Source organism: Bifidobacterium psychraerophilum (assembly GCF_000741705.1).
GTDB classification, from domain to species: Bacteria; Actinomycetota; Actinomycetes; order Actinomycetales; family Bifidobacteriaceae; genus Bombiscardovia; species Bombiscardovia psychraerophila.
The window spans coordinates 702,116-716,263 of record NZ_JGZI01000010.1 but is presented as its reverse complement, the minus strand read 5'-3'; the positions used below and the strand labels follow the sequence as shown (position 1 = coordinate 716,263).

The window sequence follows — 14,148 nt, the reverse complement described above, 5'->3', positions numbered from 1 at the left end:
CAGAAACGACAAGCAGTAAAACGATCCCGGCAACAGATGGATTAATATGTCTAAAACCAGAACAAGCCGACGAAGTCACTCTTGCCTCCAATCGAGCGCTTATGGTGCGTGCGCTGGTGGTCCCGCATGATGATGGTGCAGCACATCAAGCGGGCTTCAGTGCAGGGTTACGAGCCAGAGGGACAGTGTCGCGAAGAATATGCACAGGGGCACACTGACGAGCCCGATGCCTGTAAAGCGGGCGAGAGTGATGCGTTTGCCGTGGTTGTGCACGATTCGTCTCCACAGAATTGTCGCCAGAGAACCCGCGTAGGTGAGATTGGGTCCGATATTGACCCCGATGAGCACCGCCATCACCATGGTCGATCCGCTGGATGCGGCCAGAGGAATCAGCAGCATCGCCGCCGGCAGATTATTCAAGAGATTCGCGGCCAGAGCTGAGCAGCCGGCTACAACCAGCAGCTTCACCAATGTCGCTTCGCCGGAGAACAGAGGCGAGAGAAGACTTCCCAGACCATTTCCGGAAAGCGCGGACACGACGACCGCGAGAGACAGTACGAACACCAGGAACGAGAGGTTTGAATCCTTGGATATCCGTCGAAACTCTTTCCCCAGGACGGCACCTTCGCGAATTACCCTATGCACCAACAACACCATGCAAGCCAGCAGGGCAACCCAGAATGGGGGAGCTCCCAGCGAACTCGAGACCATGAATCCGCCCAGGGAAGCTATCACCACACACAGGGCAAAGATCGGGACATTTTCCTTCGAATCTTCACCGGTACTGTCCTCATCGCGTTTGGCCCTGCCTTCGAGCAGGACCTCATCTGAAAAAGAGAATCGGAACGCTATGCGCATCACGATGTATTCGACGGCAATAGCCGCGCACCACGGCAGGAACATCGTCCGGGCGAAAGCGAGAAAATCAAGACCGGAGCTGTTCATGGCGAGAAGATTCGTCAGATTCGACACCGGCAGCAACAACGACGCCGTATTGGCCAGATGACAGGCCGCATATACATACGGACGGAAATCGGCACGCGCCCGATTCGTCATATGCAGTATGACCGGTGTCAACAGCAGCACGGTTGTGTCAAGACTCAGGGCAGCCGTCACTATTGCGCACATGAGAAAGGACAGCAGAAACAATCGCGAAGGATTGCCGTGTGAAAGCCTGACCGTTACTCTCCCGAGATAAGAGAACAGACCTTCCCTCTCGCACAACCCCGCAAGAATCAGACATGTCCCAAGGAACAACGCGGTCGGCATTAGCTCGCCGATCTGTGAAACGGCGGCAGTCGCGGTGGTGGCCCCAATGGCAACAAGCAGCAAAGCTCCTGCGAAGCCCGCCAGACCTTCAGGTATGCGACGCGGCTTTACGATCACGACCACAAGCAGGCACAGGAGCACCACGACGGCTGCGATCTCGTTCATCAATCCCGTCATTCCCACCTCCCAACGCTGCGCCTATGGATGAGCCACGTTCCGACCGGCACCAGAGTACGCGCGACTCCAGGAGAATCGCGGAGCGGAGGTCGTGTCTGCTGAGAACAACAATGCCGTGCTTGCAATACAACGTGAAACAGCAATACGGCTATGGTGCGGCAGAGAGTCTACCGGACTCAAATAGAGCATCTCGTGTCGAGCAATACCACCGGGGCCCACCTATATTCCTGCATATGAATGCAATATGTATGCCTGGCATGATGGAGGAGACTCCTATACCGTGGTAAGTGGCCGGCTCAGACCGGTATCGTCCGATGACCCGCAGACGCGGCAGGACACCACTACCAGGGATGCGGATATGATCACAGCAATCAATACAGACAGGCTCGTACTCAGGAACTATCAGGATCGGGATGCGGCTGCGCTCCTTGAATACAGGGCAAACCCGACGGTCCATTGCTTCGCTCGCGAAAGACTGGGCTCCTTAGCCGCAGCGCAGCGGGACATTCGTGAGAAATCTGGCGATGATCTGCAACTGGCCGTTTGCACCAAGGATGATGACCGTTTGATCGGCAGTGTCTTCGCTGAATTCGATCAACCCGATACCTACGGTGTCGGTTGGAACTTCAATCCCACATTCGGAGGTCTGGGATATGCCACCGAAGCGGCTATCGCATTTCTCAACCACCTATTCCATGATCGGCAGGCACGCAGGATCTACGCCTATGTTGAAGACGATAATCTCCCGTCACAACGCCTGTGCGAACGTCTGGGTATGAGACAGGAGGCTCTGTACCGTGAGTTCATATCATTCGTCAACAATGCGGATGGCACGAAACACTACGAGAACACCCGAGAATACGCCATACTTCGCAAAGAATGGCGACAGGTCTGAGGGCAATCCCAAACGCAGAAAGCCCGCACCCGTCGTGATGCCGGGAGCGGGTTTTGCGGCCGCGATGAGAATGTCTAGGATGTTGAGGCTGCTCGCCGTGGGTAGTTGCCGGGTGGTCAGCAGGCCTGATCGTATCGGTGGGGTTGGCTTTGGCTTGGTAGGTGTGGTGATTGCTTGGCCTACACCGAGAGGAACTGAGGAATCCCGCACGAAGACCTTGTGATTGTGCTGCCCGAGTAACAGGCTGAAACCTCACGCTTGGTCATGCGCGTAATGACATCCAGTGAAATCCTTACATACTGCATGGGCCTCGACCGCGCTTTCCGAGTGAGCGCTCGGAGTGCGCATCCGGGAGTGCCGATGGTCAAGTTCGCGGCTTCGACCTCACTCCGGGCGATGTCGATATTCTGATCTGATGCCTCCACACGGTCATGGATTCAGGATCACATGCATTTGTACTCGTCTCCCGAATTCATCCAGTCCCATCCTCTTTTCGACGGCTGCCAGATTCCTGTGGAATTCGGTGCTTGGCTCCTCTTCATTGAAGCCGAGTCCACGGTAGAACTGAGCGTTCCATGGAACGTCGGCATATGTCCGCAAGGTCAGTTCATGGTATCCACGATCCTTTGCCGCTTGCTCGGCCGCGCCGACCAGTCGGCCTCCTATTCCCCTTCTACCGAAGTCGGGAAGCACCGACAACTGTTCCAGATGGGCGATGCCGGAATGTTCCAGGACGTGCACGAAACCGACAAGACGTCCCGATTGATGTTCGGCCACTATGATGAAACCACCCTGGGCCAGCCTGTCGGCGCCTGTTGGCGCTGAATCCCAGTGCTCCGGGTGGAACAACTCGAGGAACAGGACGTCCGCCTGTTCCTCGATCGGTGCGAGATGCTGAAGGTCAGAGCTATTCGAAGCACGCAGACACACACTCATATCTCAAACGATATCAGTGGACCCGACGGAGCCTGGGTTATTTTCCGGGCTGCTCCCTGCATCCCCGATCGGTACGCCGTGCCGCTGCCGTGTCCAGGACTCTGACGAAGGCGGGGCTTGGTGACCGTGATGAGGCTGCCAGAAGTCTGCTGGCTCAATATGGACGATTATCAGCTTGGATGCAGTGGAAAACACGGCCATCATGCTGAGAATCCCGACTGCTCAACAGCGGTTGTGAACGTGTGGTGTTCGGTGGTGAAAGGTGTAAAGATCGCCGGGCAAGTATGCTTTGTGATAGCAAAACTATTGTATTAAGGATTCATCATGGCTCAATATCAGGCGACACCACCGATACTCCAGCAGCCCGTCCAGTGCGAGCCTCCGCTTGATCAGCCGTGGTACGGGATCGGTTTCGGCAACGCCATCGTCAGATTCTGGAGGAAGTACGCGACTTTCAGCGGGCGTGCATCCCGAAGCGAATACTGGTGGAGCTACCTGTTCACAACGCTTGTGTCGATCGGCATTTTCATCCTGACGAATAGTATCAATTTGTTCCCCGTCGCGTCAGGAGAGGGGCGGACGCAGACAAATCCCTTCGGAATAATCTCTCTGATGACGTCCTTGGCGTTCCTCGTGCCTCAATACGCCGTTTCCGCCCGTAGACTGCACGATGCCAACAAGTCCGGACACTGGCTCTGGCTTATCGGCGGGTTGTCGATTGCCGGCACCATCATCATGCTGACAGCCATTTTCCAAATGGTTATGTGGGCGTTGTTCCATCCCTATGATTTCCCGTTCCGTACCGGAGGCGGGCATCTTATGCAGGCGGTTATGGTGTTGCTTCTCGGTCTGCTCGTCCTGCTCGCAGGCGCGATTACCAACATCGTGATGATGTGCCTGCCCTCGCAGCCTGCCGGTGCACGCTTCGACCGTGTGCCTGCAACGGCGTACCCGACCGGCTACACTCCGCAGCCCGGATATCAGCAGGACATGCAGGCATCAGGGCCGGGCGTCCAATATCAGGCACAGCCCCTTGCACCCGTCCCTGACGGCACGCCCGATACGGATGTGCAGCAACAGCCGTGAACCATACCGGCGCACCACAGCGCATCAAGGTCATGGCATCCCAGTGCAACCGTTCGTCAACCTGGAGCCACGTCACTCTCACCATCTCCGTTAGGGATTGGTAAATTTCCCGAGGACAGCCAAGCACGACAGAAAGGCCAATGATGAGCGACTGGCATGTGGAGGAAATCTCCTGGGACCAGCAAGAAGGCCGCATGCTGCGCCAGAAGCAACGTGACGAGCTCGACGCACGATACGGCAACGACACCCACGAGCCGGGTACGCCACCGTCCGCCGACGACGTGACGGTTTTCCTCATCGCTCGGGACATTCATGGAACCGCCGTGGCGTGCGGAGGGCTTAGATCCATCCACGACAGCGCACTCGGATCCGATGTCATGGAGATCAAACGCATGTATGCGACGCCCAAAGCCAGAGGCAAAGGCGCGTCCACGGCGATTCTCACGGCTTTGCGCAACGCCGCCCGTGATCGGGGCGCGAAATGCCTGGTCCTGGAGACAGGCACCAGTCAACCCGATGCGATCCGCTTCTACGAAAAACACGGATTCACCAGGATCCCCCTGTTCGGAGCATACAGAGAATCCAAACTCTCCTACTGCTATGCAAGCAAACTGTAAGCGAATCAACGGAGCACGCCCACTTATCGGAAGTCATCGCTTTGCGAGCGACAGCTAAACCGACACGCGCAATGCTCTTCCCAAGCATGCCGTCGTAATCGAAGGAAGCGGAGCGCAGGTGCAAGTGATTCTGCTCATAAGTCTGCTCAGGGTCGAGGCTCCTCTGAAAGGGAAGTGATCCGACCGGGAGCAGGATCTGAGTGTGCTGCGCAGCATGATTTCCGGAATACTTTATTGTCGGCGCTCCAGCTCGGCGGTAAGATCCTTGACCTTGCTCCGAATCACTTCGATGACCTCATCGTATGCTTCATCGCTGCCGCCCATTGGATCAGGTATATCCCACTCGACAAGCCGCGCACCCGGTACGTATGGACAGGCCACGCCACACCCCATGGTGACCAGCACATCGATTCTGCCCACCGCATCCAGACGTTTGGGATGTTTGCCGGACAGGTCGACGCCATGCCTCGACCTCATGATTCTTATGGCACCAGGATCGACCATCTCATCGGGATGGGTTCCCGCTGAGACCGCACGGATGCCCTCTGATGCATACTTGTTGGCCCACGCTTCGGCTATCTGGCTACGACATGCATTGTGTGTGCACACGAACGCCACGACGGTCGGATCCTGCTGCTGTTCATTGCTCATATCCAACAGGATACGAAGCCCTAGGAGCCAACGCCCCCAGCGGAACATGGAAAGGCTCCGCCATCCGTTGCGAGCATTAAGGAAACGCTACGGAGAAGGCTCATCAGATGATTCGTGCCCATATGGTGCCCAAAGTAAGCCGGATGCAACCATGTCCGTACGGAGTGCCGGAATACCAGCGATATGCAGTCGAAGCGATGGCGGTTGAACATCCATCTCGTATGTGAGAATGAGGCCATGCATAGCTGGGATGAGCAGATCGAGCTGTTTTGGTCAACGGCCGACGACACACGACCCGACGAAACCTTGGATGCCATGCGAGAACTGGTAGCGCAACGTCCAGCGGACGATCCCGAAGCGCTGTACGAATGGGCATCCGTGCACGACTACCTTGGCATGGAAACCGAAGCGATCCCGCTGTACCGCTCCGCTCTCGACCACGGTTTGACAGGCGACCGCAGACCCCAAGCCATCATTCAACTCGCCAGTTCACTGCGCAACATCGGTGACCCCCAGGCCGCGATCGACCTGTTACGCGCTCACCCCCAGGATCAGATAACCGGCGACGCCGCGCAAGCCTTCCTCGCCCTCGCACTTCGAGACGCCGGATACAGCGACGAAGCACTTCAGATTGCACTTGTCGCGCTCGCACGCACACTACCGCTCTATCAACGAGCCGTCGAGAACTACGCGCAGGATCTGACCGCAACGAAGCACGAGGCGTAGAGCACCCAAAGGCACGTCGCGGGGGAGAGAAACCATGAGGTATGGCTTCATGACCGGTGTCCATTGCTCGTCGATTTCTCCCACCAATCACTGATATGTCAGGTGCTGCATGCCGCGCTGGTGGCGCTTTCAACGCTTCGCTTGATGCTGACGGCACCCACAATGGTCGTCTCGTCATCGAACACCGCTTGGCTACATGCCTTTCGGTGACAGGTCACGTCGATGTAGAATCTGCCCGCAGAATATAACAGTGAAAATCGTCATACCCGTATTCCGGTGTTGCTGCGCTCCCATATGGACTGATCGCGCAAGGTTTCTGATGATGTCGTGAGTCCCGGTAAGGGCATCTGGGTGGGGCGATGAGGGTGTTCGAATCTCGACATTTGCTGTGTGAATGTGTTGTTTGTTCGAAGCTATCTATTTTCTGTGGTTTGTTGTTGTGAATAAGGTGACATCTGCGTTACTTTCAGGCTGTGCTGTGACACTGGTGGAATACCGGGAGGTATCATCTTGCCCGCCAAATAAGACTATGCAGCAGACGACTGGTGATATTGCGGTGGTCCGAATAGCGCGGTCAATTATATGGTGTGTCTGCTCAGGTTATAGAGACACATGAGGTTATTGATGAGGGGTGCGGGTGGTGGAGATCTCATGGTTTTGCTGCTCACAGGTAGACACTTGTACGGTCTTGATGATGTTGGCGATAGTTGCATTTGGTGGTGCGTTCAACGTCCATCCTTGTCAACGTCCGATTGGATTGATGGATGCTGTCACTGGTGAGTTGATTGCTGTTCGATGTGGGAATCATTCTAGAAAGCGTTATTCCGGTTGCTCATAGTTGTATATGAAGGATGCGATGAAGATTCTTCTTAGCGTTTATGTGAATGTGTACAGCTCGAGGCGTTCCGTTTTTTCTTGCTGACGTTGACTGCTCCGTCTTTTGATGCTTGTCAAGTTGTGTCGAAGTGGAATGAGAGAAAACGTTGTCGGTGGGGTGTTCGGCATGATGCTGGTAGAGATGCTAATTTGTGCGGTGCGTTTTGGATTGCAGCAAATATGTTCATGCAGAGGGCAGGCCAATTTTAATTATCGAGTGAGGTCGTTCTGGAATGTGAAGCTGACTGTGTTGTGTAAGCGGTTGCATGATTTGAGGTTCATGCAAGTGGTTGATTGGCAACAGCGTAGTGCTCCAGGTTCATGTGATTCTATCGGTTCCCGCTTCGAATTTGGTAAGTCGAGCGATGTGATCGCGCTGATTCGACAGTGACGTCACATCGAATTTTTGCAATGGGTGTTGTCTTTTGTTACAAGCAACAGGTAACAAATTGCCTTCATACCGCGATGCCATTTTTACTGAGACGGCCTTCTCTGGTGAGACTGAGTTGAATGAGTATCTTCAATCTATTCGTCTCAGTTAGATGGCTCTGCCTGTGGTATGTGAGAAGTTGTTTTTTGAGATCATGATGATTTGCATTTGTTCGAGTATGCCCTCAAAAGGAGAATCTGTCAGTGTATTTTTATATCGTTAGATTTTCCGATAAAGAGTTAGTGTAAGCTCAAAACAATGAGTAATGTTGGAGTAAGAGCAGATTCCTTGGACTCGGAGGAATTTGAGCGATTCGCAGTTGATTTGAGTAAAATTCTTTTCAATAATCAACAAATTCACGGTTTTCCAGAAGGCAAAGATCACGGTATAGATGGGCTCGATGATTCGACAAATCCGACCCTTGTTATACAGGCTAAAAGGTGGAGCCCATATAAAACTAATGCCAAGAAACAGGTTGTAGAAGAGATTCAGAAAATCCAGCAAACTGCAATCGACTTTAGTTGGACAAATGACTTTCACTACGTATTCGTGACTTCGGTTGGTTTAACCCCGCAAGTTCAGCATGATTTACGATGCGAATTTCCACAGCTGTTCCCCTCAGATAAATATCTGATAGATAAAGCTAGAATCAATGAACTTAGTTCAGAATCATGTTGTGAAAGTGTTTTCAGGAAATATAAACTTATTGGGGGTAATCTTTCCACAATTCTGACAGAGCATCGATTCCGAATCTTGTCGGAAGACTTTCCTACTTTTAATCCTCATTACTATGTGGAAACAGAGTTTTTGCAAAAGGCTCACGAGCTCATAATGAATCGACATATATTACTTGTTCATGGCAATCCGGGTGTAGGTAAGACATCCTTGTGTAAGATGTTGGGAAATCTGTTTGCTAATAGTTTCTCCTTAGATCCAGACCAAAAAGCGAAAGTTATTTGGCGATCACTTGATGAAGCGCAGGATGTGATCAAAGAGTATAGCGAATCCTTCAAAGCTGACGATCGCATCTTATTTATTGTATTTGATGACTTCCTTGGCAGTGATTCTCTCGAAACAGATACTTCGGAATTGCAGAAACTTGACCGTCTGTTAGACAGGCTTAGATACACGGCAAATTTGTATATAGTTTTAAACTCAAGAACCCAGATACTGAAATCGGCCAGACAGCAATTCAATAACCTTGATGCAAAGTTATCTGGCGACTTAAGGGATTCAATAGCCGTTCTTGATATGGTTGAGTATAACGATCTTGATAGAGCTAAGATTTTGAGATCAAATCTGGAGCAGGTGTATAACCGTCGATCAGACATCGATAAGAAGAGGTTCCAGAGCAACTATGAACAGTTAAGACAACCTATAAAAAAGTCCTTTTCGTTCTCTAGAACCATAGAAAAACAATATTACGAGATTATTGAGCATAAAAATTTTAATCCACGTCTTATAGAGTACATTTCTAACCATTTCGTAGATGATGCAGATGTATTAGGCTTCATACAGCACACGTTGAATAACCCAGAATACATCTATAACCCAATATTTGAGAGACTATCGTCAAACGAACAGTGGCTTTTATTCAATCTATTTGCTTTTACTGGTCGAGAAACTGAGGAAGCAAAATTAGCTCAGTCAACAAAAAATTTTTCTTCTTCCGAATTTGATCCATACCTGGCTATTGAGAAGTTGAATCAATCATGGTTTGGATTTAAAAAAATTGGTGTTGGAGAGCGCGAAGTCGGTTTTGCGAACCCAGGTATTGTCGACTTCCTTGATAGAAAAAATAAATCTATTCGGTTTCTGGATAAGATCAGAGAAAAGTCGCAATTTCTTGATCAGATTCGAAATACAACCACCATGGTTGAATTCTATTCGACAATGTGGGAACGCTGGGATGCCTTTCAAGATTCAATGAAGTTTCAGGGTGAGAGGATAGTTACGCTCATCAAATTTCAAGACGATACCGAGATTTGTATTGACCTGTTGGCAAACGCACTGAATACGTATGATGGAACTTGGAACTTAGATTATTCGAATGGTTGGAGAATTATATTTAGCGCTCTATCAGATCGTAGTGACGATCTTCTTCATCAGTTCTTTGGTATTCTTTTGCAGCCAGATATTCAAGAAGATTGTTTTACCCGCATATTTAATCCAGAACTATTAGATATAAATGAATTCGACTCTATGATTGAAATAGTGGAGCCGATGATAATGGAATTTTGCAAGTTTGACATAAGTGCAGAGGCATTCGGCGATTTGAGAAGTGAGAATCCTGGTTATGAACTGGTAGCTGCGATACATGAAGCAAAAAGAGATTTAATCCAGCAGCAACTAGATTCCCCAGAAGATTACTCGGATGATATTCAGAAACAAATTTGTGAAGGATTACGAGACGAAGAGATTGAAGATTCGGTGTTAGCCGATACGCTTTCAATCGAATGTGGAAATCTCTTAAAAATATATGAACCATTAGACAATTTTGATATTACAGAAATATCTGATCTTATCTCGAAAATTCGAGACTCGATGGAAAATCAGTTTGATGAAGAAGAGAGAGATAGTGGAAGCTCTTTTAGCTCAGGTCCAACAAATAGATATGAGATCGATGGTGTGTTAGATTGTCCACTCAACTGAGTTGAACGAACGTTTTGGTCGATTCCTTCTGATCTGCGGCTGTCTAGCAAATCAAGAGAAATAGTAATAAGCCATATAACAATGATTGTGCAATAACTTAGGAGTCGCAAGAGAAGAGCGGCTGATGGGCGGATCGGTGAGTTGCTTAATAAAAGTCTAATCTAAGGGTGGTGAGTAGGGATCGGGGAACAGTCCATTGCCGCTACGCCCGTAAAGGTGAGAATAGCATCGAGCGAAGCTGCGGGTAGCTGAGTTGTATAATGCAAACCCTTCAAAATCGGGATAGATTGTGTAAGTATCCATTCCACGGCAATTAATCAAGTAATCTCGTATTGATTTCTTCAGCAAATTTGGAATAATAGTTTTTTTAATAGTGAGATGCTGGGAGTCTTTTGTATATGGTGAATCTTCACGGAGGGTATTTTGAATTGAACATGTCAAGAAACCTGCTGATTGAGCTTTTACGCGTTCATTCTTCCAAGTTGGAAAATAGAGCAAGGCGGCTCCTGGCGAAATATTAGATGATAGCTGATCCCAACTGTTTATCTGGCCAGATTTAGGAGTTATTGAGTTTTCGGCCGCATAGTCGAATATGACTCCATCTGTTTCATCTTCGTTCTCATCACAGGCGAACCAAAGGGCGATGAAAGGGTCTCTTGATACGTCGAGGAGTCGAGTTGCGCCTCCTTGATGCTGCAGATTTATCATCGTGTCTAATCTGTTTGATTCATAAAAACCGAGTCCGTTAGCCTCGCACAGACAATCCTCCTCATATTCTTCTATTAAAGCTTCGGTTATCTCGGGTTTTGAATATCCATTGCTAAGCAGCCGCCGATATAGACCGGGAATCGGTTCCCATCTAATATTTGTTTGCCCACGAAAAACATGGGTATGCGTGGCATCTGTTACAGGAAGAATGATTTCTTCTAGTAGTGCAGGAATCTCTGCTTTGGATTGCTTTTCCAACCTGAACCTTTCTTCGTTGTCGAGAGTCAACAATACTCTCCAGACGAAGCATGTTTTGTAGTCGATTAGATCGGAGCAAACTCTGCTCAGTGAATGTTGGGATGTTGCTCTCTTGATGCCATTTCAGGACACTGTGACTGACTGTGCAAGGATGAATTACTTTATTTGCTACGTATTTTCCGCACGGAAGGTGGATTCTCTTATTGAGAGTAAAACGGGGGGGGATTGAATGCTTTGAATCATTGTTGAAGTGAAAGAGCAATTAGGTTTTGCTAATCCCTGGGTTTTCGTCCTCGTTTAATGGCCCTCAAGTCAACAATCTTTCGGACAGCGCCAGAAATCATTGAGTGCTGAAATACAGTGAAATTCGTCTTACAGGAAATCAGGAAGATGATTTGATGGAGGCCACTTATGTCCATGTCGAATTATGACAGGAACGCTGGGGTGGAATATGGATTATCTTAGGGCTGGCCCTGGTATATGTGATTTCGTCTGCCCTATATTTCGGATGGTGATATTCGCCGATGAAACGGGGCACACCTCTTTGAATTACACGAAAGGAGGTGAGTTGGTATTATGTCTTGTCCACCTAAACAAAAAGCGGAGCTTTCAGAAGGTTTTCGACTGACTGCAACCTCTGGCGTTTTCGAATTATTGCGTTTCTCAGTTGCGTTCGTGCTCTCCGTTGGAAATAAGAGATAAAGGTGGTCTTCATGTCACATACTAGGGTGAACGAACTGCAAGGTATGTGGTGAATATGTCCGAAGTTTATTGAGCAGGGTCGGCACCCCCCCGTTGATCGTTCTTACAGCGCTCTGTTCTAATGGACGCACGATAACGTGTGAATAAGAACGTTTCTGCCTCGTATCCGGCTCAACTCTTTCGGGCATGGAATGTACAGTGTCTCCACAACATTCGCGAAGCGTAAGGATGTGTCCAGTGGTTACGGCGACAACATTTGGAGAGGAATAGTGAAACGGATATTCACAGTTCGAACATTCCTATCGCTTCGATTCTTCATCGATGGCAGTTGTACTTCGGGGCGAGTGGCGGAGTTGGCTATTTTTTCGGTCGTTAAAATCAAGCTCCGCTGTGGTTGATCGACAAGGAATTGTGCGATGTTGTCGGGATGGATATGCAACGGGTCATTAATGCAGTCGGGCGAAGCTCAGTCCGAGTTGTTTGGCGTATTTGCCGATGGTGCTGGGCTGCGGTGGAGTTGTCGGGCGATTTTGTTGCGGATGAAGCTTTGCTCATGGAGTTATTTGAGCTCGGTCTCCTCCTGTTTGGTGAATTGTTTCATTGTTGCCTCCGGGCTGGTGCTTTCGCGAAAGCCGTTGCGGCTGTGTCGGAGATGGCTAAGTGGTTTTTCTGATCGATGGCGAGGTTGGGCAAGTGTATTTATAACAGGGTTGGCTATACTCCATACGCATGAGCAATTGTGGACACGCATCGATTAGAGTCATGAGACCCGACGATTTGGATACAGTGATGAAACTGTGGATCGAGGGCAACACGGACGCACACGATTTTATTCCCATCACACATTGGAACAGCAATTTTGAAGCAGTCCGCGGCATGATCGGCAACGCCGATATTCGGGTCTATGACGACGAAGGCGTGAAGGGTTTCATCGGCCTTGACGGAGATTACATAGCAGGTTTGTTCGTTTGCAGAGCATACCGTTCACGGGGAATCGGGAAGGCTTTGCTTGATTCGGTCAAAGACGATCACGGTTCGCTCACGCTTAACGTGTATGTAAAAAACTCGAAAGCCTTGGCGTTCTATCTCCGTGAGGGTTTCACAAGAATGAAAGAGGATATAGATGAAGTCACAGGCGAGCACGAAATTGTCATGATGCTCTCTTGAACCTCCTTTAGCAGCCGTGGCCTAAGCGATCAGACATGTGACGCATCCTGCCGATCAGATGATCTGTCAGTTTTCGAGCGCCGCTCGCAGTACCTGCTCGGAGTGCGTCCAGAGTAAAGCCCCGCCAGCGTCGTCTATGACCACACGCTTGGCGCCGGGTATTCTGCTGGTGAGCGTTGCCGTCTTGTCCGGTGAATGGCTTCGGTCATGTGCCCCGTACAGAATTGTTGTCGGTACGTGAATATCAGTCAACTTCAGATTCCAAGGCCTCATGGCGATCAGGGTGTCGGTAACGTACCCCTTGCCGTCCTGCGCGAACCCTTCCTCAAGAGCTTTGCGGTAACGGGCCAGGAATGCTGGCTGCTGGTAGAAGGCCTGATCACTGGGGTGCGAACCATTGATGACCATGGTCTCCATGCCTTGCGGGGTGAAGGTTGCGAGTATATTGGCGGCTTGTTCAGGGTCGGAACAGGCAATATCAGCAAGCTGTGTCGCCTCATGTGGCAGCATTGCATGAATGGTCGGATTCGAGATCTCGTCCGCAGGCGATGCGAGCACCAGTCGCGATACCCATCCGTGTAATGCGGTCGAAAGACCGAAAACGCCTCCCTGCGAATTGGCTATTACCGATATGGATACTCCCCGTATGCCGAGTGTCTGCTCAACGAAGACACGGTAGTCGTTCGAGGTGGAGTCGAGCGTTCGAGTCTCATATCCGCTGGAATCTCCCATCCCTGGCCGGTCCATGGTCAGAAGACGTACATTGAACCTGTCAAGAAGCTCGTCGCCGAAGCTCATGCTCTTCCCCGTCGCGGCTCCGGCAATGAACAGTATCGGGGTTCCATCTGTCGGCCCGAAAGATCGACCGGAGAGTGTCCTGCCATCAGCCGTTGTTACTCGAAGTGAAGAGCTCTGAATCATGTCGTCAGTCTATGAATACCATCAGACCTCTGGCGGGAGTCGAACATGCTATTTGATAGCAAGAATAAACCCGCAGC

Annotated in this window: 11 protein-coding genes; 6 read left to right on the top strand and 5 right to left on the bottom strand. The window is 50.3% G+C overall.

Going from position 1 to position 14,148, the window contains the following annotated elements:
* Positions 1 to 156 precede the first annotated feature (156 nt).
* Positions 157 to 1,446, bottom strand: a complete 1,290-nt coding sequence (locus BPSY_RS10085; protein ID WP_033497353.1) for an SLC13 family permease — start codon at positions 1,444 to 1,446, stop codon at positions 157 to 159.
* 358 nt (positions 1,447 to 1,804) lie between these two features.
* On the opposite strand from BPSY_RS10085, the gene BPSY_RS10080 reads away from it, so the two are divergent.
* A complete protein-coding gene (locus tag BPSY_RS10080) occupies positions 1,805 to 2,341 on the top strand; it encodes a GNAT family N-acetyltransferase (RefSeq protein ID WP_033497458.1) in 537 nt (178 codons plus the stop codon).
* Between the two features lie 429 nt (positions 2,342 to 2,770).
* Here the strand turns inward: BPSY_RS10080 and BPSY_RS10075 are convergent, their stop codons facing one another.
* Positions 2,771 to 3,277 (bottom strand): GNAT family N-acetyltransferase, encoded by a 507-nt coding sequence (locus BPSY_RS10075; RefSeq protein WP_033497355.1) that lies wholly within the window; start codon positions 3,275 to 3,277, stop codon positions 2,771 to 2,773.
* Positions 3,278 to 3,601: 324 nt separating this feature from the next.
* Between BPSY_RS10075 and BPSY_RS10070 the strand changes: the two genes are divergently transcribed.
* The gene (locus BPSY_RS10070) at positions 3,602 to 4,363 is read left to right on the top strand and encodes a DUF805 domain-containing protein (protein ID WP_033497357.1); all 762 of its coding nucleotides are present in this window, start codon (positions 3,602 to 3,604) and stop codon (positions 4,361 to 4,363) included.
* 143 nt (positions 4,364 to 4,506) lie between these two features.
* Positions 4,507 to 4,980, top strand: coding sequence for a GNAT family N-acetyltransferase (locus BPSY_RS10065; protein WP_033497460.1), 474 nt, complete (start codon positions 4,507 to 4,509; stop codon positions 4,978 to 4,980).
* A gap of 231 nt (positions 4,981 to 5,211) precedes the next feature.
* On the opposite strand, the gene BPSY_RS10060 is transcribed toward BPSY_RS10065, so the two are convergent.
* Complete coding sequence (locus BPSY_RS10060; protein WP_033497462.1) at positions 5,212 to 5,631, bottom strand: arsenate-mycothiol transferase ArsC; 420 nt, start codon at positions 5,629 to 5,631, stop codon at positions 5,212 to 5,214.
* A 237-nt stretch (positions 5,632 to 5,868) separates the two neighbouring features.
* On the opposite strand from BPSY_RS10060, the gene BPSY_RS10055 reads away from it, so the two are divergent.
* Positions 5,869 to 6,357: a tetratricopeptide repeat protein gene (locus BPSY_RS10055; protein WP_033497359.1), complete on the top strand. Its 489-nt coding sequence runs from the start codon at positions 5,869 to 5,871 to the stop codon at positions 6,355 to 6,357.
* Between the two features lie 1,564 nt (positions 6,358 to 7,921).
* Positions 7,922 to 10,315: an nSTAND3 domain-containing NTPase gene (locus tag BPSY_RS10050; RefSeq protein WP_033497361.1), complete on the top strand. Its 2,394-nt coding sequence runs from the start codon at positions 7,922 to 7,924 to the stop codon at positions 10,313 to 10,315.
* Between the two features lie 156 nt (positions 10,316 to 10,471).
* On the opposite strand, the gene BPSY_RS11500 is transcribed toward BPSY_RS10050, so the two are convergent.
* The gene (locus BPSY_RS11500) at positions 10,472 to 11,281 is read right to left on the bottom strand and encodes an FRG domain-containing protein (protein WP_157809796.1); all 810 of its coding nucleotides are present in this window, start codon (positions 11,279 to 11,281) and stop codon (positions 10,472 to 10,474) included.
* A 1,491-nt stretch (positions 11,282 to 12,772) separates the two neighbouring features.
* Here BPSY_RS11500 and BPSY_RS10040 point away from each other — a divergent pair.
* Entirely contained in the window at positions 12,773 to 13,150 is a 378-nt protein-coding gene (locus BPSY_RS10040) for a GNAT family N-acetyltransferase (protein ID WP_202961810.1), read from the top strand.
* A 66-nt stretch (positions 13,151 to 13,216) separates the two neighbouring features.
* On the opposite strand, the gene BPSY_RS10035 is transcribed toward BPSY_RS10040, so the two are convergent.
* Positions 13,217 to 14,071 carry an alpha/beta fold hydrolase gene (locus tag BPSY_RS10035; RefSeq protein ID WP_033497367.1) on the bottom strand — a complete coding sequence of 285 codons (855 nt, stop codon included), beginning with the start codon at positions 14,069 to 14,071 and terminating at the stop codon, positions 13,217 to 13,219.
* Positions 14,072 to 14,148 lie beyond the last annotated feature (77 nt).

Coding starts and splice junctions, on each gene's coding strand:
- BPSY_RS10080 (WP_033497458.1), top strand. CDS start 1,805: ATGATCACAGCAATCAATACAGACAGGCTCGTACTCAGGAACTATCAG.
- BPSY_RS10060 (WP_033497462.1), bottom strand. CDS start 5,631: ATGAGCAATGAACAGCAGCAGGATCCGACCGTCGTGGCGTTCGTGTGC.
- BPSY_RS10035 (WP_033497367.1), bottom strand. CDS start 14,071: ATGATTCAGAGCTCTTCACTTCGAGTAACAACGGCTGATGGCAGGACA.
- BPSY_RS10040 (WP_202961810.1), top strand. CDS start 12,773: ATGAAACTGTGGATCGAGGGCAACACGGACGCACACGATTTTATTCCC.
- BPSY_RS10050 (WP_033497361.1), top strand. CDS start 7,922: ATGAGTAATGTTGGAGTAAGAGCAGATTCCTTGGACTCGGAGGAATTT.
- BPSY_RS10075 (WP_033497355.1), bottom strand. CDS start 3,277: ATGAGTGTGTGTCTGCGTGCTTCGAATAGCTCTGACCTTCAGCATCTC.
- BPSY_RS10055 (WP_033497359.1), top strand. CDS start 5,869: ATGCATAGCTGGGATGAGCAGATCGAGCTGTTTTGGTCAACGGCCGAC.
- BPSY_RS10070 (WP_033497357.1), top strand. CDS start 3,602: ATGGCTCAATATCAGGCGACACCACCGATACTCCAGCAGCCCGTCCAG.
- BPSY_RS10085 (WP_033497353.1), bottom strand. CDS start 1,446: ATGACGGGATTGATGAACGAGATCGCAGCCGTCGTGGTGCTCCTGTGC.
- BPSY_RS10065 (WP_033497460.1), top strand. CDS start 4,507: ATGAGCGACTGGCATGTGGAGGAAATCTCCTGGGACCAGCAAGAAGGC.